24 protein-coding genes, 1 other RNA gene, 2 pseudogenes and 1 riboswitch are annotated in these 24,733 nt (G+C 37.6%); of the genes and pseudogenes, 3 read left to right on the top strand and 24 right to left on the bottom strand.

The window, feature by feature from the left end; all coding sequences use genetic code 11:
• Window positions 1-13: 13 nt before the first annotated feature.
• The 7 genes from CWR48_RS11040 to CWR48_RS11010 all read right to left on the bottom strand — a co-directional run bounded on the left by CWR48_RS11040 (window position 14) and on the right by CWR48_RS11010 (window position 6,015).
• Entirely contained in the window at window positions 14-691 is a 678-nt protein-coding gene (locus tag CWR48_RS11040; RefSeq protein ID WP_115773294.1) for an amino acid ABC transporter permease, read from the bottom strand.
• Between the two features lie 18 nt (window positions 692-709).
• A complete protein-coding gene (locus CWR48_RS11035) occupies window positions 710-1,522 on the bottom strand; it encodes a transporter substrate-binding domain-containing protein (protein ID WP_245976785.1) in 813 nt (270 codons plus the stop codon).
• Between the two features lie 35 nt (window positions 1,523-1,557).
• Window positions 1,558-2,070: a GNAT family N-acetyltransferase gene (locus CWR48_RS11030; RefSeq protein ID WP_115773292.1), complete on the bottom strand. Its 513-nt coding sequence runs from the start codon at window positions 2,068-2,070 to the stop codon at window positions 1,558-1,560.
• Entirely contained in the window at window positions 2,063-3,427 is a 1,365-nt protein-coding gene (purB, locus tag CWR48_RS11025; RefSeq protein ID WP_115773291.1) for an adenylosuccinate lyase, read from the bottom strand. The genes CWR48_RS11030 and purB overlap by 8 nt, the downstream gene beginning before the upstream one ends.
• Window positions 3,428-3,891: 464 nt before the next feature.
• A non-coding RNA gene (gene ssrS / locus CWR48_RS11020) (6S RNA) lies at window positions 3,892-4,078 on the bottom strand.
• A gap of 66 nt (window positions 4,079-4,144) precedes the next feature.
• Window positions 4,145-4,285, bottom strand: a complete 141-nt coding sequence (gene sspL / locus CWR48_RS11015) for a small, acid-soluble spore protein L (RefSeq protein ID WP_245976784.1) — start codon at window positions 4,283-4,285, stop codon at window positions 4,145-4,147.
• 128 nt (window positions 4,286-4,413) lie between these two features.
• Window positions 4,414-6,015 carry a fatty acyl-CoA synthetase gene (locus CWR48_RS11010; RefSeq protein ID WP_211316735.1) on the bottom strand — a complete coding sequence of 534 codons (1,602 nt, stop codon included), beginning with the start codon at window positions 6,013-6,015 and terminating at the stop codon, window positions 4,414-4,416.
• A gap of 212 nt (window positions 6,016-6,227) precedes the next feature.
• On the opposite strand from CWR48_RS11010, the gene CWR48_RS20420 reads away from it, so the two are divergent.
• On the top strand, window positions 6,228-6,383 hold the full coding sequence (locus tag CWR48_RS20420; protein WP_170140747.1) for a hypothetical protein: 156 nt from the start codon (window positions 6,228-6,230) through the stop codon (window positions 6,381-6,383).
• Window positions 6,384-6,414: 31 nt separating this feature from the next.
• Here the strand turns inward: CWR48_RS20420 and CWR48_RS11005 are convergent, their stop codons facing one another.
• The 12 genes and pseudogenes from CWR48_RS11005 to CWR48_RS10950 all read right to left on the bottom strand — a co-directional run bounded on the left by CWR48_RS11005 (window position 6,415) and on the right by CWR48_RS10950 (window position 16,788).
• Window positions 6,415-7,029 (bottom strand): 3'-5' exonuclease, encoded by a 615-nt coding sequence (locus CWR48_RS11005; protein WP_115773289.1) that lies wholly within the window; start codon window positions 7,027-7,029, stop codon window positions 6,415-6,417.
• A 40-nt stretch (window positions 7,030-7,069) separates the two neighbouring features.
• Window positions 7,070-7,765, bottom strand: coding sequence for a CBS domain-containing protein (locus tag CWR48_RS11000; protein WP_115773288.1), 696 nt, complete (start codon window positions 7,763-7,765; stop codon window positions 7,070-7,072).
• A 169-nt stretch (window positions 7,766-7,934) separates the two neighbouring features.
• Window positions 7,935-8,123: pseudogene (locus CWR48_RS10995) on the bottom strand (helix-turn-helix domain-containing protein); the annotation flags it as partial.
• Window positions 8,124-8,231: 108 nt separating this feature from the next.
• Window positions 8,232-9,131 (bottom strand): ribokinase, encoded by a 900-nt coding sequence (gene rbsK / locus CWR48_RS10990; protein WP_115773287.1) that lies wholly within the window; start codon window positions 9,129-9,131, stop codon window positions 8,232-8,234.
• Window positions 9,128-10,075, bottom strand: coding sequence for an MBL fold metallo-hydrolase (locus CWR48_RS10985; RefSeq protein WP_115773286.1), 948 nt, complete (start codon window positions 10,073-10,075; stop codon window positions 9,128-9,130). Before CWR48_RS10985 ends, rbsK begins: the two co-directional genes overlap by 4 nt.
• Before the next feature lie 233 nt (window positions 10,076-10,308).
• The gene (locus tag CWR48_RS10980; protein ID WP_115773285.1) at window positions 10,309-11,379 is read right to left on the bottom strand and encodes a hypothetical protein; all 1,071 of its coding nucleotides are present in this window, start codon (window positions 11,377-11,379) and stop codon (window positions 10,309-10,311) included.
• A gap of 100 nt (window positions 11,380-11,479) precedes the next feature.
• The gene (locus tag CWR48_RS10975) at window positions 11,480-12,841 is read right to left on the bottom strand and encodes a sensor histidine kinase (protein WP_115773284.1); all 1,362 of its coding nucleotides are present in this window, start codon (window positions 12,839-12,841) and stop codon (window positions 11,480-11,482) included.
• The gene (locus CWR48_RS10970; RefSeq protein WP_115773283.1) at window positions 12,838-13,512 is read right to left on the bottom strand and encodes a response regulator transcription factor; all 675 of its coding nucleotides are present in this window, start codon (window positions 13,510-13,512) and stop codon (window positions 12,838-12,840) included. Before CWR48_RS10970 ends, CWR48_RS10975 begins: the two co-directional genes overlap by 4 nt.
• A gap of 92 nt (window positions 13,513-13,604) precedes the next feature.
• A complete protein-coding gene (locus CWR48_RS10965; protein ID WP_170140746.1) occupies window positions 13,605-14,288 on the bottom strand; it encodes a DUF3995 domain-containing protein in 684 nt (227 codons plus the stop codon).
• A 223-nt stretch (window positions 14,289-14,511) separates the two neighbouring features.
• Window positions 14,512-15,261 carry an amino acid ABC transporter ATP-binding protein gene (locus CWR48_RS10960; RefSeq protein WP_115773282.1) on the bottom strand — a complete coding sequence of 250 codons (750 nt, stop codon included), beginning with the start codon at window positions 15,259-15,261 and terminating at the stop codon, window positions 14,512-14,514.
• 14 nt (window positions 15,262-15,275) lie between these two features.
• On the bottom strand, window positions 15,276-15,962 hold the full coding sequence (locus CWR48_RS10955; RefSeq protein WP_245976799.1) for an amino acid ABC transporter permease: 687 nt from the start codon (window positions 15,960-15,962) through the stop codon (window positions 15,276-15,278).
• 1 nt (window position 15,963) lies between these two features.
• A complete protein-coding gene (locus CWR48_RS10950; protein WP_115773280.1) occupies window positions 15,964-16,788 on the bottom strand; it encodes an amino acid ABC transporter substrate-binding protein in 825 nt (274 codons plus the stop codon).
• A gap of 239 nt (window positions 16,789-17,027) precedes the next feature.
• A riboswitch (SAM riboswitch) is annotated at window positions 17,028-17,128 on the top strand.
• A gap of 172 nt (window positions 17,129-17,300) precedes the next feature.
• Between CWR48_RS10950 and CWR48_RS10945 the strand changes: the two genes are divergently transcribed.
• Window positions 17,301-18,401 (top strand): 5-methyltetrahydropteroyltriglutamate--homocysteine S-methyltransferase, encoded by a 1,101-nt coding sequence (locus tag CWR48_RS10945; protein ID WP_115773279.1) that lies wholly within the window; start codon window positions 17,301-17,303, stop codon window positions 18,399-18,401.
• Between the two features lie 536 nt (window positions 18,402-18,937).
• Window positions 18,938-19,411, top strand: coding sequence for an S-ribosylhomocysteine lyase (locus tag CWR48_RS10940; protein ID WP_115773278.1), 474 nt, complete (start codon window positions 18,938-18,940; stop codon window positions 19,409-19,411).
• A gap of 45 nt (window positions 19,412-19,456) precedes the next feature.
• Here the strand turns inward: CWR48_RS10940 and menC are convergent, their stop codons facing one another.
• The 5 genes and pseudogenes from menC to tnpB all read right to left on the bottom strand — a co-directional run bounded on the left by menC (window position 19,457) and on the right by tnpB (window position 24,526).
• Window positions 19,457-20,566 (bottom strand): o-succinylbenzoate synthase, encoded by a 1,110-nt coding sequence (gene menC, locus CWR48_RS10935; protein WP_115773678.1) that lies wholly within the window; start codon window positions 20,564-20,566, stop codon window positions 19,457-19,459.
• Window positions 20,567-20,584: 18 nt separating this feature from the next.
• Window positions 20,585-21,373, bottom strand: coding sequence for a GNAT family N-acetyltransferase (locus CWR48_RS10930; protein WP_170140745.1), 789 nt, complete (start codon window positions 21,371-21,373; stop codon window positions 20,585-20,587).
• A gap of 7 nt (window positions 21,374-21,380) precedes the next feature.
• A complete protein-coding gene (locus tag CWR48_RS10925; RefSeq protein WP_115773276.1) occupies window positions 21,381-22,517 on the bottom strand; it encodes a M20 peptidase aminoacylase family protein in 1,137 nt (378 codons plus the stop codon).
• 245 nt (window positions 22,518-22,762) lie between these two features.
• Complete coding sequence (locus tag CWR48_RS10920; RefSeq protein ID WP_115773275.1) at window positions 22,763-23,032, bottom strand: hypothetical protein; 270 nt, start codon at window positions 23,030-23,032, stop codon at window positions 22,763-22,765.
• Window positions 23,033-23,372: 340 nt separating this feature from the next.
• Window positions 23,373-24,526, bottom strand: a pseudogene (gene tnpB / locus CWR48_RS10915) (IS200/IS605 family element RNA-guided endonuclease TnpB).
• Between the last annotated feature and the right edge of the window lie 207 nt (window positions 24,527-24,733).

Here is a 24,733-nt window from a genome sequence, read left to right as displayed (position 1 = left end):
AGATATGCTCCCTTTACGATAGATAAGGTTTCTCTAATCGTCTTTCAATTGCTTGCTGAATAAATGTATAGATAATAATCATGATCCAATAAATAAGCGCCAAAGCTAAATAAGTTTCAAAAAATCGCAATGATGATGCAGCGAGAATCTTACCTTGGGCAAATAATTCAACAACACCCAATGTAAATGCAAGCGATGTTTCTTTAATTAAACCGATAAAAATATTACCTGTTGCTGGTATGGCATTTCTCGTTGCTTGTGGTAATACGACTCTCCTAAACGCCTGAGCCCTTGTCATTCCAACTGATAGACATGCCTCTACCTGCCCTTTATCAACCGATCCGAGTCCTGCACGGAATATTTCCGCTAAATATGCAGCCTGCTTTAAACTTAGTCCAATGATTGCAGCAGCGATTGCTGTCATCCCAGCTAGTGCTGGGAAAATTTGTGGCAGTCCATAGTAAATTAGGAATAGTTGAACAAGTGTCGGGATTGCTCTAAAGAACGATACATATATTGTTGCTAGTTGTTTTAAAACAGGAATGTCCGAGCGCAAAATGAGTGCTAGAACTAAACCAGCAATTACTGCAATAATCATCGACACAATCGCCAAGATTAATGTTAACGGTATGAAAGGCAATAATGTTGGTATAACATCAATTAAATAACCTATATCTAAATTAAGATTCATTTTCTATCCTCCATAGAACTAATTCTTGACGGTGATATCCTCCCCAGCAAAATACTTCTGGGAAATTTCTGTTAGTGTTCCATCTTCACGGAGTTTCTCTATTTCTTTGTTAAATTCTTCTCTTAATTTCTCCCCATCATCATCTTTAACAAATGGGAAAGCAGTATCCTCATACACAAACGGGTCACCTACGAATTTTAATGGTAAATCTCCCTTTTCAATTTCAGCAATTAAAGCAGACTTCGTATTCACATATCCATCTACACGTTTATTAATTGCGTCATTCATTGCGCCATCACGGGTCTCATATGTTTTCGCCGAAATTTCCGGGTCGAATTGCTCTAAGTTTTTAATATTATTTGAACCTAGAACACCGGAAACAGTTTTTCCTTTAAATTGATCTAAGCTCGTATAATCATTGTCTTCATGTGTTACAATTGTTGCTCCTGCATATGCATATGGTTCAGAGAAATGGTATTTCTCTGCTCTTTCCGGTGTTACGGCAACAACATTTGCCACTGTATCAATTCTTCCTGTTTCCAGCTGTCCCATCAATCCCGCAAAGTCTGTTTTTACCCATTCCACAGTATATCCTAGGTTTTCCGCTACTTTTTCTAGCACTTCTACGTCGAAACCAACTAACTTACCATCTTCTTGATAGCTATTTGGATAACTTTGCGAAGTTGAACCTGCATACAATACTTTTCCATCTGTTTCTCCTGAACTATCATTTGATGCTTCATCCTCATTCGTTGTATCTCCACATGCTGCTAGCATAATTAATGCAATAATACCGATTAGTAAAACTGATAATTTCTTCATTATTCTCATTCCTTCCTTTTTCCTCAAAGTATCAAACAAACAATCTATCTTTGTTTGTAATTTTTTCCTAACAATAGTTTTTCAAAATAAACGGTGGTATGCCCTTTCCCTAAATCCGTTTCACCTACAACTTGATAGCCCCGTCTCAGGTACATATTCGCTAGCCAAGGATGTTCCTTCGCAGTGCCAAGACTAACAGACGGACAATGCAATACTTCTGTCAAAAAATCCTTCTCCACATAATCCAGCAGTTTCGATGCATAACCATTATTCTTATATTCAGGATCCACTGCAACCCACCAAATATGCGGCACCTCATATGGGCCATGATGATTTCCCCATGGCATACGCACGGAAGCTGTGGCCACAATTTTATCCCCATCCATCATATAAAAACAAATATTTTCGTTTATATTTTTCCTAACTAATTCCTCATTTGCGGTAGCTGCTGCAAAATGAATCCCTAAATCGCGAATTGGTGCATATGCTCTTAACGTTAAATCCAATAACTCTGGAATATTATCTTCTGTAGCTTGATAGAATGATAAATTATTCATCTAAGTAACCGCCATTCTTAATAGATGCAATAACTTCCATCACCTTTTCTCCTGCTAAACCAGTATAGCCACTTGGATCTAATAAATGATGAATCTGCTCTTCCGATAAAACCTTCCTGACATTTTTATCATTGATTAGTAACGTTTTAAATGGAATATTTTGTTCATATGCTTGCATTGATAATTCGTATATGAGATGATGCGCGGTTTGCTTACCAATATCTTCAGATAGAGCAAACATGATTCTTTCTGAAAGCAGCAATCCACCTTGTAAGTTTAAATTCCGCATCATATTTTCCGGTTTTACTACAAGACCTTTCAAAACAGCGATTGTACTTTTTAGTTGTGCAGATAAGTATAGACAAATCTCTGGTAAAGCCACCCATTCACTTCTCCAACTCATTGCATCTCTTTCATGCTCCATTACCAGAGATTCATGCAGCAATGCGACACTATGCAGAATCGGCTTTGTTAAACTAGCAATCCCTTCAAACATAGCTGGATTTCGCTTATGTGGCATCGTAGTCGAACCAACATTACCAGCTTGAAAAGGTTCTTCTACTTCATTAATTTCTGTTCGCATTAGATTGTAGAATTCATTGCCGAGTTTACCTAATGAACCACTCACTAATCCAAGTACTGATCCATATTCAGAAACACGATCCCTTGAGGAGTGCCAGCAGATGTCGGCAGTATGTAGTCCAAGTTTGTCTAATGCTTCTTTTTCCACTACCGGTCCGATACTTCCTAAAGCAGCATAAGTACCAACTCCTCCAGCTAGTACGCCAGTAAAGACTCTTTTCTCTGTTTCTGTTAATCTTGCTAAATGACGTTCGAATTCACTTAAGACAACCGCTAATTTAAAGCCGAAAGTCGTTGGTAATCCTTGCATTCCGTGCGTACGGGCAGGCATCGGTGTGTCTTTATATTTTTCTGCAAGTCCGATTAATAAATGAGCAACTTCTTTTATATCTCGAGTCAAAATTTGATGTGCTTCTTTTAATTGCAAAATCGTTCCAGTATCCGTAATATCTTGGGTCGTCACACCAAAATGAACGTATTCTCCATAATCACCAGATAGTTCTTGTAATTGATTAATTGTCGCCATTAAGGAATGCTTCAGCTTAACCGCTTCGTCAGCAAGGTTATCAATATCGAAGTTTTCCATCTTAGCAGCATTATGTATAACTTTCCCAGCCTCTTTTGGTATAATATTTAGTTCACTTTGAGCTAAAGCAAGCGCAGATTCTGCATCGAGAATTTTTTGTAATCTATTTTCATCATTCCATATAGAACGCATTTCTCCCGTACTAAAATTATTTTGCAGCATTCGTAAATCAACAACATGTGATCCCATACTTCCACCCCAACTACTTAATTTTGTTTTCCTAAGTTTATTCCTACTTAATTACTAAATTTTAATAAACCTCTTTAAAAATATCAACATAAACACATCGTCATTTTACAAAGTTATAACAATCCTGTGCAATTTTTCTCTTTATAAAGTAAAACTTCATTCTGTTATATGCGGGATAAATTCTCTATATTTCGTTATTCCTCTCATTTCTTCATATATTGAAATAGCAAGTATTCCATCCTAATGATTGCCAAAATAAAAACAGCTATGGAAAACAATCCGTATACATCCACAAACTTACAGTCAATGCCTTTAAATAGATTAATATTATCATGTTACTAGGAATTAAACTACTGTTAAATCACCTAACCAATAATCCCACTCAACAATTAAGCTAATGACTAAATAATGCAAAAAACCAGCTTCTATGCAATATAGAAGCTGGTTTAAATTATATATATGTAGTACAGGCCACAGGTGCCGTATTATGCTAATAAAAAGTTTTAAACCACCACTTCGCAAAGTGGGTGTTCGCAGAAACCTTCTTGTCTTCCGCTGCTTTGGCGGCCCGACATTCCAATTCCGATGTAAAACTCCCTATCCAATCATTAGAGGTTAAAACTTAATTAAATACGTACATCGTAGCTTGTAGATTTATACTACACCCTAACACTAAATAATGCAATAGTAATCATTTACCATTTAATTACTGATCCGCTAAATCCTTGTATTTTTCTTCTTTGCTCGCTGTTCAAGTTGTGATTTAGGCTCTTGTGTCGCTTCATCCTCTGATAAACCTTGAGGATCCACACTTGTATTCACTCGTTTTTTACTCCAGTTATCATTTTTGCTGTTCACTGCATCCACCTCCATTTATATTGTCCCTGGTATTTATCTTTATATTCCATCGCCATCAATACTTTTTTCTATACTACAGTGAAATCTTTACTTCACCATTGGACAAGCCTATTTTTCCAGCATGCTTATTATTTTCCATGCTTCCCGTATTGATCCCTTAATGACCGCTTCAAAACCTTCCCACTGGGGTTCTTCGGCAGTACATCTGTAATTTCAACATATTTAGGAACCTTAAATTTCGAAAGTCTTTCTTTACAAAATTCTAAGATATCCTTTTCCATTAATATATATCCTTCTTTTGGGACAATAATTGCCGTTACTGCTTCAATCCAGTATGCATCCGGGATACTAATTACCGCAACTTCCGAAACCCCCTCGATTTGATAAATCACCTCTTCTACTTCCCTACTCGAAACATTTACACCACCAGTGTTTATCATGTCCTTCTTTCGATCAACAATCGTAATATAGCCGTCTTCATCCATCACGCCTAGATCACCACTATGAAACCATCCTCCACGAAAAGCTTCTGCTGTTTTTGCAGGATCATGTAAATAACCTTTCATTGCATGCGGAGTTCGGTGGACGATTTCACCAATTTGCCCTCTTGGTAATTCATTATCATGATCATCAAAAATTTTCGTTTGGACATTTAAAACAGGCTGTCCTGCTGAGCCTAATTTGGTTAATTGATCTTCTGGCTGTAATACCGTAACTAGTGGTGCTACTTCAGTTTGACCATAACAGTTCCATAGCTTCGCATTTGGTAATCGCTCACTAAGTTCTTTAATCACTTCCATTGGCATAATCGCCGCACCATAATAACATTTTCTTAAAGTCGATAAATCACGCTTATCAAAATCTGGGTGACGGAGTAATGCAATCCATACTGTTGGCGGACAGAATAGTTGTGTTGCCCCCTCATATTCAATCGTTTTCAAAATAAGCTCAGGACTTGCTGCAGGTAATATAATTCCACTTGACCCAACGTAAACACTCGGTCCTAAAAACACATGAAGCTGGGCACTATGGTAGAGTGGCAATGCATGAATTGCCACATCATCCTTATTCATATTTGCGTCTACAATTGTACTCACATATTCACTAATAATACTTTTATGAGTCAGCATTACCCCTTTAGGTCTTGATTCCGTTCCGCTTGTATAAAGTACATGTGCCAAATCATCATCGGAAATATCTACTTCGATTGCATCTGTCAATTGACCATTACGAGTAGCAGCAAGGACTGTCCACTCAGAAAGTCTGCCGTAATAATCTTTCGGTACATCCATTAAATAACGATAGTTGACTTTCATTCCTCCAATAGCTGCATCAAGTATTGGAGCATATTCTTCTGAAGCAATAAGTCCATTAACTTCCGCATGCTCCAAAATATACTGCACATCTTCTTTGCGCAACATATAATTTATCGGAATCATTACCGCCCCAATACGTGAAAGTGCAAAAGTAACAATAACAAAATCCAAACTATTCTTAGACATTACGGTTATCATGTCACCTTTTTTCATACCATCTATTCGGAATTTGTTTGCGGTCTGATTTACCAAATCGTCTAATTCCTTATAATTTAACCTTTGTTCCTTGTATGCAAAGGCGAATTTATCAGGCATACGATCCCTTGTCCTTGCCAATAAATCTCCAAACGTATTTCTTCTCGCGCGTTCCAGCAGCTTACTCCATTCATTAGTTACATTTGCTTTTGAGTTCATTTTCCTCACTCCTTAGTTGCACTTATGTAGTTAGGAAAGTTTTTACGCTTTCTTAACTACCAAATGAAATTAACGATGACTATCATGCTGAATTTTCTTTATATTATCTTATTTCAGTTATTTAATATTAGCAAGTATTAACTTGATGTTAAAGAAATATATTTGTAGTGGTATTATTAATATTATGATAATTAAAGAAGGGGAATTTTACTATGGATGGTGGATATTTCGTAGGATGGGGCACACTTGCATTGATTAATGCAGGATTAGCGCAGGGAAAAAACAGAACCGGGCTTAATTGGTTTCTTCTATCATTATTTATTGGTCCGATTGCGACATTTATCTTATTATTTGTCGAAAAGAAATGAAGGAAACTACATTTATCAAAAAAAACAGGATTTATTTAAAATAAATCCTGCTGTTTTTTCTCGTTCGATTTACTTTTGGTGGATAATAGCCATGTTCATAAATTCTTCCCATTTTCATACTGCATTTTTCTAAAAATGTATCTAGTGTGTTTGTTTGGTAATCTTCCATTGCCTTCATGAAAACTTTGGCAGCAACTCTTGCATCTTCCAGTGCATGATGATGTTCAAATGTAATCCCATGATGTGCCGCGAGTGTATTTAATTTATGATTCTCTAATAGTGGCCAAACCTTTTGTGCTATCTTCACCGTACAGAGATAATCCATTTCTGGATATGGAAGCTCAGAATGATCCAATGAACTCCTAAGCACACTCATATCAAAGCTTGCATTATGTGCAATAACCAGCTGATTCTCTAAGTATTTACTCAGCGTTGGCCAAATTTCTGCAAATGTTGGTGCAGTTTCAACATCTCGTTCCGTAATCCCATGCACGTAAATATTATTAGAATTAAATGGCATTAAGGGATTAATCAAGCTATAAAACTCGTCAATAATCCCAACTTCGTTTGCAACGACAACACCGATTGCACATGGACTATTACGGTATTCATTTGCTGTTTCAAAATCAATGGATACAAAATTCATCGTCTAACCTTCTTTTTATTTTCCTTGTAATCATCTAGTCTCATACCTTCATTATGTCCCAGTTCGTTATGATACCCAATAATTTTTCTGATGGGTGACCATGCTTTGTAATAAGCAGAGCCTCCAGTCGATTTCCTTTACCTACTTGGTCTTTAAAGATTTCCTCTGCTTCATAAACAGAGGTATTGCTTGAAATCAGTTTAAAGTTATCGCCTTTTTCATAGGAGAGAACATCTCTAATTTCGATTTCTGATAGATGTGATATTTGCTCTACTGCATTTTTAGCTAACCAGGAGGTAATTCCTTTTTGCGAAACAATCCCTTTAAACTCTCCCCCATCATAAATTGGAAATTTTGATATATCCTTTTCATTAATTAATTTCAATAATGATGCCAATGGCTGACTCTGTTGAAAAACATATACTTTTCGGGAAAATAAGGGAATAACCTTTCTTGGCTGCATTAATTCCTTTTCAATTATTTCTATTTCATTCACAACAGAATCATGGGGCTCAGCAATTGCATAAGTCATGTCAATTTTATTATGTACAATCGCATTTCTTAGCTCTGCAAACTCGAGTAACGTATTGCTGTAGCGTTTCACGATTGGATTGGAATTGCTTAATATCTTGACAGCTTTCGAAAATCCAACTTCTCTTCTATCTCTTAAAAGTGTCTTCAGCATTCTTTCAATTCTGGTAAATGTTGTAAGAAATTTCTCTGAGTTTTTATACATCTTTTTAAACTCCCACATATTTGTATGATTAGTGCACGAGTGATGACATTCGATTTAATTACTAGTATTTTTTAATGTCTCATTGAACGACCCCCACTTTCACTTCATTTAGAAGTGGGGGATTCCTACGAACACCAAAGTAACCTCCAGTTATTTTAGTAGGCTATCCCCGTAGTTGTGTTAATCTAGAAGAACAGGTGTTATAAGTTAACCCCCTACCTGTCTCCACATAAGCATTTTTCCATTTTACTAAAAAATGATTGAATACAAAACGGGAACAACCAATTGTTTTTGCGATCAGAATAGCTTGTTCTTTGTTTGGGTAGATACGAAACTTGTAAGCTTTGTTCACAAGCACTTCATTCACCTCACATTACACAAACATTTGTTCCTATTATACCACAAGGCGCAAACTTTTTGCTACCGCCAACCGACATTCATCTCCCACCTACTCATTCACATTCCTTCAGGAGGGAGTCTTCTGTCGGGTAATGATAAATTGTTTCACTTCCACATTGGTAGGCATCCCACCCTGTGCGCCTAGTTTCGTGACAGATAGGGCTGCGGCTGCATTTGCATAGTGAACGGCATCTGTAAGTGGGAATCCACTCCCTAGCTGGGTTGCTAGTGCGCCATTAAAAGTATCTCCAGCACCAGTAGTGTCTGCCACTTTCACCTGATAACTTTTCACATCTTTTGACCTGCCATTTTCAAAGAACTGAACCCCATCCGCACCTTTTGTGAGAATAATCTTTTCGCGAATAGAATTTGAGATGGTTTCCTGTTTCATTGCTTCGAGCTCAATTTCATTTGGCGTTAGAAATGTACTGCCAGTCAAAATAGCTTCTGGTAACTCTTGAAATGGAGCAGGGTTTACTATAACAGGTATACTGTGTTCATTTGCAATTTCAATCGTCCGGACAATTGCTTCCAACGGGGTTTCGAGTTGAACTAATACAATATCACTATCGCGGATTTGTTCATGATATTGTTCAACTAATTCAGGTGTAACAAATGCATTCGCTCCAGATGCGACGATGATTCGGTTATCATGATCTGACATGATAATGCTGGCAACACCTGTTGCAACATCAGAGATCTTACTTATGCCCTCGACATTGATCCCCTCTTGTGAAAGACTTTTCAGCAGCGAGTCGCCGAAAGCATCTGTTCCAACTGCACCAATCATCGTTACATTTGCACCGAGTCGTGCAGCAGCTACGGCTTGATTGGCGCCTTTACCACCTGGGTAAGTTTCAAAGTGCTCGCCGATTACTGTCTCCCCTTGTTTCGGCATTTTCTTTGTTGTCATTGTTAAATCCATATTCAAGCTTCCTATTACACAAACTGCTGGAATCTTTTTCACGCTTCAACCACCACCTTATTTGCACGGAATAAAAATTTCCCGTTCACTTCTTCTCTATGTACTTTGCCAATTGATTCCAGATAAATTAAACGTGTAAGGCAGGACATAAATGGACTGAGATAAATAATAATATTTAATGTTCCATAAAACTCCATGCAAACTTCATATGCCGTTTTCCCTTCATTCTGGACTAATTCCAATACTTGCGCTAGCCGTTGCTGATGACGTATTTCCAGTTCTCTGGCCCGATCAGACAAATGATAAATCAACTCGCCGTGCCCTGGCAATGCAATATCTGTAGGATAGTCATGCATGATCGCTAATGACGGGAAATATTCGCGCAACGGATTATCTTCCTTTCCATTCCAAAGACCGATGACTGGTGAGATATCTTTTAAAACATGGTCGCCAATAACCATTAATTTCTTCTCCCGATTATAAAAACAAAAATGATCCGGAGCATGTCCAGGTGTCCAAATCGTTTCATATGTATCATTTCCAAGCTTAATCTGCTCATGATTTTCAAAAAATCCATCTGGTTCAAAGTCATAGATAAAGGATTGATTCCGCATTTTCTCTGGAATACCAGGTGCACCATGGGCGAGCAGTAAAGCTTTAAACTCCTCCTCCAGTTGAGGTCTGCAGTTAAGCTTCATCTCCTCATAGCCCGATTTAGAGACAATCACAGGCACATGAATTTGCTCCTGAAACCATTTGGCGAGTCCAATATGATCTTGATGGGTATGTGTCAAAACTACCTTTTCAATCGTTATCCCAGACGCTAGAAACTGTTTCCAGGTTTCGATTGCCTGTTCAGAATAGACTCCTGTGTCCACTACCGTATAGCCATTTTCGCCTTTAAATAAATAACTATTCAATTCACCCATTCCACCTGGAAACTGAATTACTAGTTTATCGATATTTTCCGTAACATTAATTAGCATCACATTTCCTCTTTTCTATATTCCCACGCACGCAAAACCTTGATTATCAACGCAATTCATACTAATATTTTAACTTTAGTTTTGGAGAATGCAATTTTTTAGAACTATTACGTGTTAGTTTAACATAAATAGTGTGGCTATTTTGTATGATGGAGACATACTTAGTTGAACTTATGCAGATATGAAATTCTAAATTTTCTATCTGCATAAGCACTTTTCCTTGTTTGAAACAACTAGTCATTTCTCCCACAGTACTCACATTGACCGCGCCGACGGTAATAATAGGAAATCGTGCTAAGTCCTAATGCTACTCCCCAGGGGATCCAAAAAAGCATTGGGCCGACTGTTCCGACAATTTCACTTAAAACTATCCCCTGAGCTGGAACAAGCTGAAGTGTTACAGCAAAAAAACCAAAAGTAAAAATAAAACCAGCAGATGTCAATGCAATCGCTACTACAGATGCAGGAATAACAGCCATCAGAACTGGTACTCTCTTACCCCCAATGAATGGAAACCAATTTGGAAAGACTTCTCCCCACTTCTGGATTAACCCGAGTGTTAAAAGTCCACCTCCAATACATAATCCTCCAAAGACCCACTCCGTTAATGTTGCCATAGGATTCACTTTTGCTAAATCCTCTAACATTTGTCGCTCAACACCTAAAGGTATCCCCAATGCCCAGGAAAATCTTATTATTGCATAGGGTAGCGGTGCAATAGCCGCGACATAAATTAGCCATTTCGTCCATCTTATTAATACAATTGGTTTTCCATTCTCTTTACGTCCACAATCCCTGCAAGCATTGCGCACTTTACGCTGATAAGAAATAATGGCAAATACCCACAGTAACCCACCAATAAGGCAAACAACTTGATTCAAAATCTGCCAGCCAAAGGGGAACTTAAACAAGAAAGCATAAGCCATGGCAGCAATCAATCTGTAATCAGGGATAAGCAGGAGCAAGAAAACAGCAAACCCCCAAGAAAAAAACACGATGAACCGAGGAGACACCTTTCTCCCCCACTCCTTGAGCATTGCTATGCTAAAAAATATTCCAAGAATACAAAGCACACAAAAAACGGCGCTGCCTGCTTGAACTGGCAAATAAGTGAATAAAGCTGAAAATACCCCCGTCCTCTCTTCCTGTATAAAGGGATATCCTTCTCCGCCAAGTAACCAGTAAAAATTCATGATTCCATAAATTACCGACCAAAATAAAGCTGCATACCCAATCCAGGAATACCACCGCTTTATTTGGCGTTTCCCCCGTTTATTCTCTAAACCTTGAGTGCCAATCTCCATTTGAACACAATCCTTTCTATATGTTATTAATAAAAAGGATACACTGCAAAAGTGTTCATTAAGGTGACCTCAAGTTAAAGATTTATTTAAGTTTTCACATCTAGATTACTTTCTTACTGCCAATATAAATGCTGGTTCCCGCTGATGAAGTCGAAATATCCCATTCTAGATTCATTTCCTTTATCATCAGCGAAACGATGGAGAGTCCTATTCCAGCACCCTTATCCTCTGATTCATGTTCAAAGCCTTCTCCATTGTCCTTAATGGCAATGAAGCTGGATCCATCGCGTTCAATTGTTTTTATTCCAATATATCGTCCTGAGCGAGCATTCCGAATAACATTTTGAGTGACGTTATCCAAAATACTTTTGAACCATATAGGGTCTACCTTCCATATTAGCGGTATTTCGGCTAAATCAATATCTATTTCAAACTTATGTTCTTCAAATATTGGATACCATTCCGCAACAACTTTGCGAACCTCATCTAAAATATCCGTTTCTTTCATTTCGATTGGATGTTTACCGGCTGAAAGTAATGTATAGGAAAGAAGATTATTGATCATTTTGTCCATATCCCCTAGTTTGTTTTCAACAATTTGAAGTGATTCTATTCCATTAGAGGATGATGGGGCATTCTTTGCGGAATACACATGCTGTCTCATGACTGTTAAAGGTGTCCGTAAGTCGTGAGACATATTTGCAATTAGCTGCTTTCTTAGATTTTCTTCCTTTTGCTCGCTCTTCTTACTGCTTCTTAGTTGGCTGATCATCTCGTTAAAAGCATCTTCCAGCCTGCCAATCTCGTCCTTCTTCTTGATCACTACCTCATCAGGAATCCCCTCATCGCCAGAGAGAGACATCGCTAACCCAAGCTTGACAAGCCGTTTACGTATGTTAATGAAAAAGAACCAAGAAATTACAAGAAAAGATCCGCTTACGAACAGGAAGAATGCAATAAATAAATAGTCTATTGATAGACTGCCAATATTTGTTTTAGATAAAGCCATCTGGAATACCATTATCCCTTGCATCGGATCATTTCCTATTAATGCTGAAGTGGTATATATATCTTGAGGTTCTCTATTTTGTAAAAACGTATCCACATAAAATTTCCTTTCTTCCATAAACGCAAGCGAATCAGCAAACGTCCAATTTCTCGGAATATTTGTAGGCCGATCTTCTATAAATCTAGACTCGCCACTTCCATTTATCCAAAATACCTCAGCTTCGGGATACTTATTTTTTATAGACTGAAGACGATGATCAATAACCTCTGCTTCTTGGCCATCTAATGCAGCAGCTGACCGTTTCCATAGCCCTTCCAATTCCTCTGTATCATACAATTTATTATTAAATAGAATATTTGAAGAATAGTAAACTGCTGGAATGAGAGGAATAAGTACGAGAGCAAATAGAATAAGCAGCAAATATCGAGCCATTAGAGATTGGAGAATATTCATGATTTCATCCTATAGCCAATACCACGAATTGTTTCAATGATTTGTGGCCGGCTTGTTTCGATTTCAATCTTTTCACGTAAATGGCGAATGTGAACCATTAATGTTTTATCCCCTTCTATGTATGTGTCTTTCCACACTGCTTCGTAAATTTGCTTTTTAGTTAATATTTGATTCAAATTGTCTAATAAATACATAAATATATGAAATTGTTTCCCCGTTAGTATGATATCTTTCTTGGAAATTGTATTGACGATGCGATTTGCCTTCTGATCAATTCGTAAATGCTTTATCTCGATAGTTTCTGGGGAAACAACACCTAATCGCCTTACTAGTACTTGAATCCGTGCAGCTAACTCATCAGGATGATACGGCTTTGTCATATAATCATCAGCAAAAGTGAGGCCCTGCAACTTATCCTCCATTGAAGTTCTTGCTGATAGCATCATAATCGGTGTATTCGGATACTTCTGCTTCATACGCTGACCGAGCGTATATCCATCTAGACCTGGAAGCATAATATCTAAAATAACAAGGTCAGCTTTTTCCATATATTTCATAGCATCATTTCCAGAAGTAAGCCAAATAACTTCATATCCACAATCTGTTAGAAATCCGCTTAACCATGTACCGATATCCTGGTCATCCTCTATATGCAGAATCGTTAGCTTCATAAACAGGCTCCTTCAGAGGTTTTGGTAAATTTGTAAATTTTCAATTAATTATATTATAAGAGATATTCCGGAAACCTGCAAATTACTCCTTCTTAAATTTTAAAGCTGATTACATCAGCAAAATCAAAAATAATAGACGATGTAACAAGTATCGTTAAGAGGAAGACAACAATCAAATAAAGGACTGTCCCCCACCTAAATGTAGATTGTCGAACGCCAGAGGCTTGTGCATAATGAGCGGCAGTTAAACCTGCCATAATACCCATAAAAGTAAACCACGGTTCGTAAAATAATAAGTCCAATAAAGCAAGGTGATCAACATCTACTTCCACAAACGCAGGGAAATCCATTGAAATGACATCGGCTAACACGAGCACTTTTGTAATCATCCCACTCACTCCATGCGTAAGCAAAAAGGCAGTTCCAATGAGCGTCGGAACGAGTAAAGTAAGTGGATGAATCTTTCTTCCCCCAATCAATGGCACCTTAAGTGGAATGGTCCTGCTCCAAGGTTTTATGAGTGCAATCAAAGCAAATCCGCAAAACATAATGACGAGACCTGCGATGTAACTTGCCATATTAAGCATTGCGGGATCTTTCATTTTAAATGGCATACCAATTGTTCCACCAGCAGCATGATAAAACCGAACGAAAACTGCATACATAAAAGCACACAAACAGCCAATGTATGCAGGCCATACAGCTGATTTTGTAAAGCGTTCAAAGAAATTCATTCTTTTAGTTGCCGATACTTTATTGATATTTTCCTTCTGCATAATAATTACCTCCAAATTTCTTATAATAAAATTCAAATAACCTCAATTTCATTCTAACTACCGAAAGTTAAATAAAAGTGAGGTCATATTTAAATTCTGTTTAATTTTTTTGTTGGAGGAAGTTCCACTTATGCAGTAGGAATACTACAGCAAAATTCACAATGTACCACTAAAATTAAAAAACCAGTCCTCGCTTATCGCTAAGAACTGAATAAATAATAACTTATGCAGGATTCAATATCCGTTGTAGGAATTGCTGTGTACGTGCCTCTTTCGGTGATTTAAGAACTTGTTGAGGGCTCCCTTGTTCTACGATATAACCACCATCCATAAATAGAACTTCATCCGATACTTCACCAGCAAATTGTAATTCATGTGTAACGATAACCATTGTCCAATTATCTCTTGCAAGGCCTTTAATTACAGTCAATACCTCGCCAATTAATTCCGGATCTAATGCAGATGTAGGTTCATCAAACAACATCAATTCCGGTTCCATTGCTAGTGCTCTTGCAATACCAACACGTTGTTGTTGTCCACCAGATAGCTGATGAGGATATAGGTTCATTTTATCCTTCAGTCCAACTTTTTCTAATAGTTCTTCCGCTAATTCCTTTACTTCAGCTTTTTTACGCTTCTGAACAATAAGCGGCCCTTCTGTCACGTTCTCAAACGCCGTCTTATGTGGAAAAAGATTATATGACTGAAATACCATGCCAGATTTTTGCCTTAGTTTTAATATTTCTTGTTTGCTAATTTTCTTTTCGAAATCAAGTGTCAGTCCATCATTAAACGTAAAGATTCCTTTATCTGGCTCTTCTAGCGAATTCAAACAACGAAGTAATGTTGTCTTTCCTGAACCAGATGGACCGATTATAGATAAGACCTTTCCTTTTTCAATATTAACATCAATATCCTTTAATACCTGGTTATCTCCGAATGATTTAGCTAAACTCTTAATTGATAGAAACACCGCTATTTCCCTCCTTATTTAGCAACGTACCGATCGAGTCGCTTTTCAATTATGGTTTGTACTAGGGATAGAATAAAACAAATTACCCAATAAATAATTGCCGCTTCTACATATAATAATAAAAAGTCATACGTTCTGGCAGCAATCTCCTGTGCCTTCCGGAATAGCTCTGCAACTAATATTAACGATGCAAGCGAGGTATCCTTTACTAAACTAATGAATGAATTCGATAATGGTGGCACTGAAACCCTCACTGCTTGGGGTAAAATGATCCTTCTTAGCGCTGTCGACCTAGACATACCAATTGTTTGTGCTGCTTCCCATTGTCCCTTTGGTATCGATAAGATAGCAGCACGAATGATTTCCGATGCATATGCGCCGACATTTAGTGTAAAGGCAATAATCGCACTTGGAAATGGATCTATTGTCAAACCGATTGTCGGTAACCCGTAAAAGATAATAAATAATTGCACTAAAAGTGGTGTACCACGGATTGCAGATACATAGACAACTGCTGGTACATGTAATACCTTAGAATTCGAAATACGCATCATTGCTATTAATAATGCTAATAATATTCCTAGAACAAAGGTAATTAACGTAAGTGGAATTGTATATTGAATTGCTCCAGTAATCATAGGTAAAAGGGAGTTAACAAATAACTCCCAGCCTCCCGTGTTTGCACTGATTGTAAATATCATGCTATTTAGTAGAGACATCTTCACCAAACCATTCTTCAGAGATTGCAGCTAATGTGCCATCTTCCTTCACTGCTTCTAATTGCTTATTGATAGCATCAACTAATTCCTCATTACCTTTATTAAAGACAATTGCCATTTCTGAAGTATCTTCACTCTCAGCAACAACTTTTATCTCTTTATCACCAGTTTGTTTCTCATAATCCAAAACTGCAAGCTTATCATTTACGGTAACATCTGCACGTCCTTGTTTAATCAATTCTATTGCCTGTGCTAGTCCTTCCACACCTACAAGTTTTGCACCATTCTCTTCTGCAATCTTACCATAGTTACTTGTCAGCGATTGAGCTGAGCTTCTTCCTTCTAAATCTTCAAAAGAAGTGATATCCGTATTATCCTTAGGAACTACAACAACTGCAGACGAATAAGTATATGGAATCGAAAAGTCGTAATTTGCGAGACGATCTTCGTTAATTCCAACTTGATTTGCGATTAAGTCAAATCGATTTGAATTTAATCCTGCAAACAATGAATCCCATTGTGTTTCTTCAAACTCTACTGTAACGCCCATTCGCTTTGCTACTTCTTCAATTACTTGAACATCGTAACCAGTCAATTCGTCTTTCTCATTATGAAAGGTAAATGGTGCATATGTACCCTCTGTCCCGACAGTGAGCACCCCTTTGTCCATAACTTGATCATATAAATTTGTTGCACCCTCTGTAGATTTTTCTGCATCGATACCCTCGTTATTCTTAGAAGAGCCACACGCAGCCAATAATATCATTAGGGACAACAATATTAGTCCTAACATAAATTTATTCTTCATTTTCAATCCTCCAATAGCTTATTAAGAGATTTTAGTATAACCAATTGATTAAAATAAGTAAATTTCTCTGCTCAAGACGCCAGAGTAACATCCATTACTTTAGTATTGACCTAATGTAAATCTTCATTCCATTAGCGGTTTCTTTCTAATCTCCCTTAATTTTCAGAAGAATAATTTTATTTCCTTGACATTACCGGTAAACCATTGTAATCTATGAAATAACAATTTAATATGTATTTTTCTTATCCAGAGAGGTGGAGGGACTGGCCCAATGATACCTCGGCAACAGACTGTTTTAGTACTGTGCCAATTCCAGAAGCGTAATGCTTGAAGATAAGAAGAGAAACTAGACACGGCGTTTAAACCTCTTCTTATCTTTATGGAAGAGGTTTTTTTATTCATAAAATTATTTTAAGGGGGTATGAAAATAACAGAGATAAAGTCTGCAACTGAATTACAAAAAGCAATTCAATCTTTATTATCTGCAAATAAAAACGAAAGAAGGAATTAACATGACAAAAACATTAGTAAAAGCACCCTTTAGAGCAGACCACGTCGGAAGTTTACTACGACCAGAGAGTATTCATCAAGCAAGAGCAGATTTTAACGATGGGAAAATTTCGGCAGAAGCATTACGGGAAGTTGAAACAAAAGAAATTAAACGAATAGTTGATAAACAAATTGAAGTTGGCTTGGAATTAGTAACGGATGGCGAGTTTAGAAGAAGATTCTGGCATACTGATTTCTTGGAACATCTGAATGGGGTCGAGGGTTATGTGCCTGATCATGGCTTTAAATTTGTCGATGTAGAAACAGAGAGGTATGATGTACGCAACATAGGGAAAATTTCATTCAATCCGGATCATCCTCACGTTAAGGATTTCATTGAGTTTAAAGAAATCGTCGGCGATAGAGCAGTAGCTAAACAAACAATTCCAAGTCCAAATCAGTTATTTAATGCAGGAATTCGCGACGAAGCTATTTATCCAGATGTAGAAGAATATGCAAAAGATGTTATTCAAACATATCGTGATGCAATTAAAGCTTTTTATGATGCTGGTTGTCGCTATTTGCAATTAGATGATGTATATATCGCCGGACTAAGTGCACCTGATATTCCTTTTAATGACAGCAACCTATCACGCGAATATTTAATTGAATTGGCATTACGTGTAATTAATGGAGTACTAGAAGACAAGCCAGAAGATTTAGTTATAACGACTCATTTATGCCGTGGTAACTATCAATCTACCTGGGCTTTTGAAGGCAGCTATGAATTGATTGCACCAACATTACTTGCAAAGGAAAAAGTCGATGGATTCTTCTTGGAATATGACGACGAACGTTCAGGAGATTTCAAACCATTAGAGCATGTGCCAAACGGTGGCCCTAGCGTTGTTCTCGGTGTCGTTACGTCAAAAAATGGCGAGCTTGAAGATAAAGATGCAATTAAAGCACGAATCAAAGAAGCAGCAAAATATGTACCACATGAACAATTATGCTTAAGCCCACAATGTGGATTTGCATCAACCCATCATGGGAATAAACTAACAGAAGAACAGCAATGGGATAAATTAAAATATATTGTTGACCTTGCAAAAGAAGTTTGGTAATACCATCCATTAATGAGAACAGATTGAAGCCATGGGAAATCAGCTTTAATCTGTTTTCTCTTTCTTTTGCTTATTCAGCAACTTGATAAAGTGAGAACGAAATAGTCGCAAAGTTTATTTTTGATTCTGACAGTCGCGCATACTTAGGGCTCGATCTGTTCTCACAGGAGCTTTCTAACTGCCGCTACAACCAACAGCTTTAGAGAGGCAATACCATCACATCTTATTAAAAAAAGCCAAAAATAATAACCGCACAATCTCAGCGGAAGAAATACACGGAGACTTCTGCGGGAAGAAGAGCCTAGGTGAGACAACGAAGCGCGTTAGCGCAAGTTGGCTCACCAGCTCCCCTAAGATGCGCGTAGTGTATTTCTGGAGCGGCTGGTCCGAGAGCCCTTTGTACATTACTATAAAGTTAGCTAATTATTATTAATGAAAGCGACTTCCAAACATTAATCAGCACATCATCACAGTCACAACGAAATATGTTACTATTATACTGAATAGAAAAATAAGCTTATAGGGGTGGAATATTTATGGTAAAAAAAATGAATGTAGAGAGTTTCAACCTTGATCATACAAAAGTAAGAGCACCATATATTCGCTTAGCAGGCGTAACAGAAGGTGCAAATGGTGACGTCATTCACAAATATGACCTTCGATTTAAGCAGCCAAACAAGGCACATATGGAAATGCCCGCACTTCATTCTCTTGAGCATCTAATGGCGGAATTAATCCGAAACCATCATAATAGTGTTGTAGATTTAAGTCCGATGGGCTGCCAAACAGGCTTCTATTTAACTGTGATTAATCACGATAATTATGATGAAATATTAGAGACAGTTGAGAAAACATTACAGGATGTATTAGCAGCAACTGAAGTACCCGCTTGTAATGAAGTTCAATGCGGCTGGGCGGCAAGTCACAGTTTAGAAGGTGCGCAAGAACTCGCTCGTGAAATGCTTGCTAAAAAGGATGAATGGAAAGACGTATTTGGCGAAAATCATTAATAAAAAGAATAGATGGGAATGAACTATTCTTCCCCATCTATTCTATTAAAATTTAAATACCTTCACCCACTCTGTAAACTCATCCAGTGCATCTTTATTTATCTCATAACCAATCCCTGGACTATCTGGAACATGGATTACACCATTCTCAGCGATTACTTCTGGTTGGATAATATCCTTTTCCCAATAATTCGCTGAACCTGCAGTATCACCAGGTAAAATAAATTGCGGCAATGTCGTAAGTGCAATATTATGCGCACGACCAATTCCTGATTCCAGCATGCCGCCACACCAAACAGGGATATCGTGTTCCAAGCAGAAATCATGAATTTTCTTTGCCTCTGTTAGTCCACCGACTCGGCCAATTTTTATATTAATAATTTTACAGCTACCTAATTCGAAAGCCTTTCTCGTATCTTCAAGCGAATGAATGCTTTCATCTAAGCAAATCGGTGTATGGATTACAGCTTGCAGCTTCGCGTGGTCAACAATATCATCATGCGCTAATGGCTGCTCAATCATCATTAAATGTAATTCATCTAGTTTTTTCAGGTGGTCAATATCTTCTCGTGTATAAGCAGAATTAGCATCCGCCATGATTAATGTATCTGGAAAATGTGAACGTACTTCTTGCAAAACCTCAAGATCCCAGCCTGGCTTTATTTTTAGTTTAATCCGTTTATAGCCTGCTTCCACACTTTGGGAGATAACTTCGATTAATGCTTCAACAGAAGATTGAATACCAATGCTAATACCAACATCAATTTGTTTTTTATCCCCACCAAGTGCTTCTGCTAGGGAAATACCTTTCTGTTTTGCATAAAGGTCCCAGACTGCCCCTTCAAGTGCCGCTTTTGCCATATTATTTCCCTTTATCGGTTTAAATAGCTTCGATACTTCATCGGGATGATTCATCTTGTTTGTCTGTAATATTGGAATTAAGAAATCCTCCATCACATGCTGATTCGTTGCAACTGTTTCTTCTGTATACCATGGTGACGAAAAAGCAACCGATTCACCGAAGCCATGGTTTCCATCTACATCGATAGCTTCCGTAATAAAGAATTCCTTCTCCTGTATCGTACCGAAACTCGTTGTAAAAGGGTGCTTTAAATTCATTATTAGTTTTCTAAGCTTTAATTGTTTGATTGAAATTGTCAATGAAACGTCCTCCTATTTCTCCAGTACGTAGAAACACTGCCCTTTTTCTTGATCACGAATGATATCCACTGCTTTATAACCATCTGCAAACAATGTTTTGAAAATCGTTCTCGTCGCCAATCGCCATGTTTTAGCAAGGGCTATATTTTCACTCTTTAACGTTTGAAAATCGTCTGGGAAAGCCATAAACCAAGCGGTGTTGCTTTGATCCCCAACCGAACCGAAAGCATCAGTAATTCGTGGTGATCCGTCTGGACCTTTTTCTAATAACACTTGTGATTGATGGAAAGATACATTCCTTTCTGTATTTGAATGATTGATTTCCCACCTAATATGGATCCGGTCTGATGGCAATCCTTCATTCAGCTCACCTTTCATCACACCATAATAATTCGGTTTATATAGAACTCCTTCTGCACCTAGCTTATGTAGATTTAAGTATGCATTTACACTTTCTAAGGGATCAAAAGTCCAAGTAAGCATTTCATATCCAGCTTCCTTTGCTAAGTTAGCTTGCATGCGCTTCATTCTCTCGCCAAGACCACCTTTTCGATAGGCCGGTAAAATACCTAGTTCATGTGAACATAAATAGGCGTTTTTCCCATCGAATCCCGCAAAACTATAGAGAAAACCAATCATCTTGGTATGATCAAATGCACCAAGTATAATTCCTCCATTTTTTAAAGCAGTAAATGTTTGATGCACAGGAATAGAGTCTGCCTGCCAAACAGACTCTTCTACTTTTTGCATCTCAATTAGCTCATCCATTGTAGAAAGTGGACGAATTCCTATATTACTCATACTTTCCTTACTCCTTCTGTTCATAACAATCCGCTGTATTTATCATTGCGTTTGTAATGATCTCGATTGCTCTCGGAATAATCTCGTGATTAAATGTCATTTCCGGATGATGCAATCCTGGTGTAAGATCACAGCCAATTGCTAGCATGGTAGCTTTAAGTGATGGACGCTTTATTGTATAAAAGTGAAAATCATCACCGCCTGTTGTCGTAATAATTGGCGCAAGTTTGTCCTCACCAACACTTGTCTTGATTGCATCCTTCATAAACCAAATGGCATCATTATCAAGTACTGCTGCAGCTACATGTGCAGATACCTTTAATTCTATTTCAATTTGATGAAAGGTTGCAAGCATCTTCGCAATTTGTTCTACCTTTTCTGTTAAATGATGCATTACTTCATTCGTTTGTGCACGAACATCGATTGAAAATGTTGCATTTCCTGGAATAATATTTGGGCTCTTGTCCCCTGCATGAAAAGCCGTCATCTTCACAGAATGAGGGAACATTGGATTTATTTGAATATTACTTAAGTGTTGTAAGAATTCCGCTCCAACCTGGATAGCATTTACATTCAAATGCGGTCTTGCACCATGTGCATCTTCACCCTTGATTGTTCCTTCGATGAATTTAGCGGCACCATGCTGAATTGCAGGTGCAAATTGTCCATTTTTTAATTCTTCAATTGGTCTTAAATGCAATCCGTACAAATAATCAACATCATCGACAACCCCATTTTCAACAAACGCTAAAGCGCCAGTCCCTTTTTCCTCTGCAGGTTGAAAGATGAAGCGAAACGTCCCAATATTAGGTTGCTTCCTTTCTAGTAACGTTAGTAATGTACCAATCACAATGGTCATATGGGCATCATGTCCACAAGAATGATTCGCTTGAAACGATCCATCAATCTCCTGCCATAATGCATCCATATCTGCTCTTAACGCAATGACAGGTTTACCTGAACCAATATCAATCACAAGGCCCGTTGTGTCATTAAACGTTGTAATCTTACAGTTTTTCTTGATGAATAAGGATTTGATATAGGATGTTGTTTGAATCTCTTCCCAACTAATCTCGGGATTTTCATGTAAATGATTAAAAACAGTTTGTAAATACGGTATCAACTGGTTTACTATGCCCTTCATGTAAATACTTCCCTTCCGATGCAAAAATCTCTTGGGCAATTTAGAAAAACTTGTGTGTAATTAAGATTTTATGTGGCAACCCTAATTGCATTAATAAAGTAAAACGGTGGATTCTTTTGATTCGATTTGTTTATATCTTCCACAGTATTTATTATTCCTTGTTATATAATAGACTATGTAGCACTACATCCTGAAGTGCTTTATCCCTATTAGAATCCGCGCGAAACAAGCCTTAATTAAGATTATTAGTCTAAATTATAGATATATACGGCTAAAACAATAATCGAGACCATAATGGTAATTCCGTATACCCATAGCAAACTTGGGATATTTCTCTTTAATGATTGGCTCTCATATTCATGTGAACGCTGAAGTTCATTTTCTACGGTGTCCCCTTCAGCTTCATATTGCTTTAATTTATTTTCTTCCTTTTTTAAAATTAGTAGTGTTGCAATCAATGCAATTACTAAGATAGCAACCAATAAGACAATAATCCATATCCAAGAATTTATCATAATAACTCCCCTTAGTAACCATAGTATATATGCACACCTTTATTATAGACGATTCAGATAACTTTCTCAGTACCCATTTTACATCAGTTGTGGATATTGGCATGCAATTTTGCTAGTACAATGCATTATTTACCGCTTCAGTAGAAAAATATGACTTTTTGATAACAGCCTAATTGCTACCATTAACCTAGAAAGATTTAATTTTATATGCCAAATGATATCAACCGATTATATCTGCGCTTTATTTTTCACTATTAAAAGACTCTATTGAACTACCCCCACTTTCACTTCATTTAGAAGTGGGGGATTCCTACGAACACCAAAGTATCCTCCAGTTATCTTAGTAGGCTATCCCCGCAGTTCCTACGGTTAGAAGTCTGATCGCTTCTTTCTTAAGATTTTGTCCTGCGTTAATGTCCCTATCGTGATGTACGCCACAAGATGGGCAGTCCCATTCACGAAGGTTTAGATTCTTAACGTCTTTATTTCGATAGCCGCAATTCGAACATAATTGAGAGCTAGCGAAGGTTTTTGACACAACGACGATTTCTTTTCCATACCATTTCGCTTTGTACGCAAGCATTGTTCGAAATTGTGACCAGGATGCTTCACTGATGGCTTTTGCTAGTTTGTGATTTTTCAGCATATTGGACACCTGCAAATCTTCTATTCCGATTACATCGTGGTTTTTGATGATCGCTGTAGAAAGCTTTTGCAAATAGTCTTTTCTTGCGTTCACGATTTTTTCATGTATGCGGGCTACTTTACGTTTTTGCTTTTGAACATTCTTCGCTTCATCCAGTTTACATTTTCGTTTTAAAGCTGTATGTTGCCTTCTGGAAAGAACACGCTGTGCAACAGCTAATTTCTTTTCCAATGTTCGAAACCATCTAGGATTGCCAAATACTTCACCAGTTGAAAGAATGGCAAAGTCCTTTATTCCAACATCCACACCAACAGTTGACCCTGTTTTCGGCAGCAACTGTACCTTTGCTTCTGCAAGAATAGAAATGAAATATTTTCCACTGGGATTCCGTCTGATTGTCGCATTCATAATACGTCCTTCGAGTTCACGGCTTTTGGCAAACTTGACTAAACCAAGTTTTGGCAGCTTGATTTTGTTCCCTGTTATCGCAATATTACCGTTCGTATGCTTGGTTGTGTAGGATTGTACGTTATTCTTTTTCGCTTTAAATCGTGGCGCTTTGTTTTGTTTCTTGAAGAATCGAGTATATGAATCAGCAAGGATTTTGAGGGAGGATTGAATCGCAATGCTGTCTACTTCTTTTAACCAGACCAATTCTTTCTTTAGTTGTGTTATTGTGAAGAACAGGTGTTATAAGTTAATCCCTTCCCAGTCTCCTCATAAGCATTTTTCCATTTTGCTAAAAAATGATTGAATACAAATCGGGAACAACCAATTGTTTTTGCGATCAGAATAGCTTGTTCTTTGTTTGGGTAGATACGAAACTTGTAAGCTTTGTTCACAAGCACCTCATTCACCTCACATTACACAAACATTCGTTCCTTTTATACCACTAGGCGCAAACTTTTGGCTACCGCCAACCGCCATTCATCTCCCACCTACTCATTCGCATTCCTTGAGGAGGGAGTCTTCTGTCGGGCAATGATAAAGACTGATTGAACAAATAAGTATATTCAACATAAACTTATTGCCCAACCAGCCCTATTTCATCATAT

The organism is Oceanobacillus arenosus (assembly GCF_003369575.1).
Taxonomy (GTDB): Bacteria; Bacillota; Bacilli; order Bacillales; family Amphibacillaceae; genus Oceanobacillus; species Oceanobacillus arenosus.
Note: the sequence above shows the minus strand (reverse complement) of the source record. Positions and strands in the feature narration are given on the sequence as shown.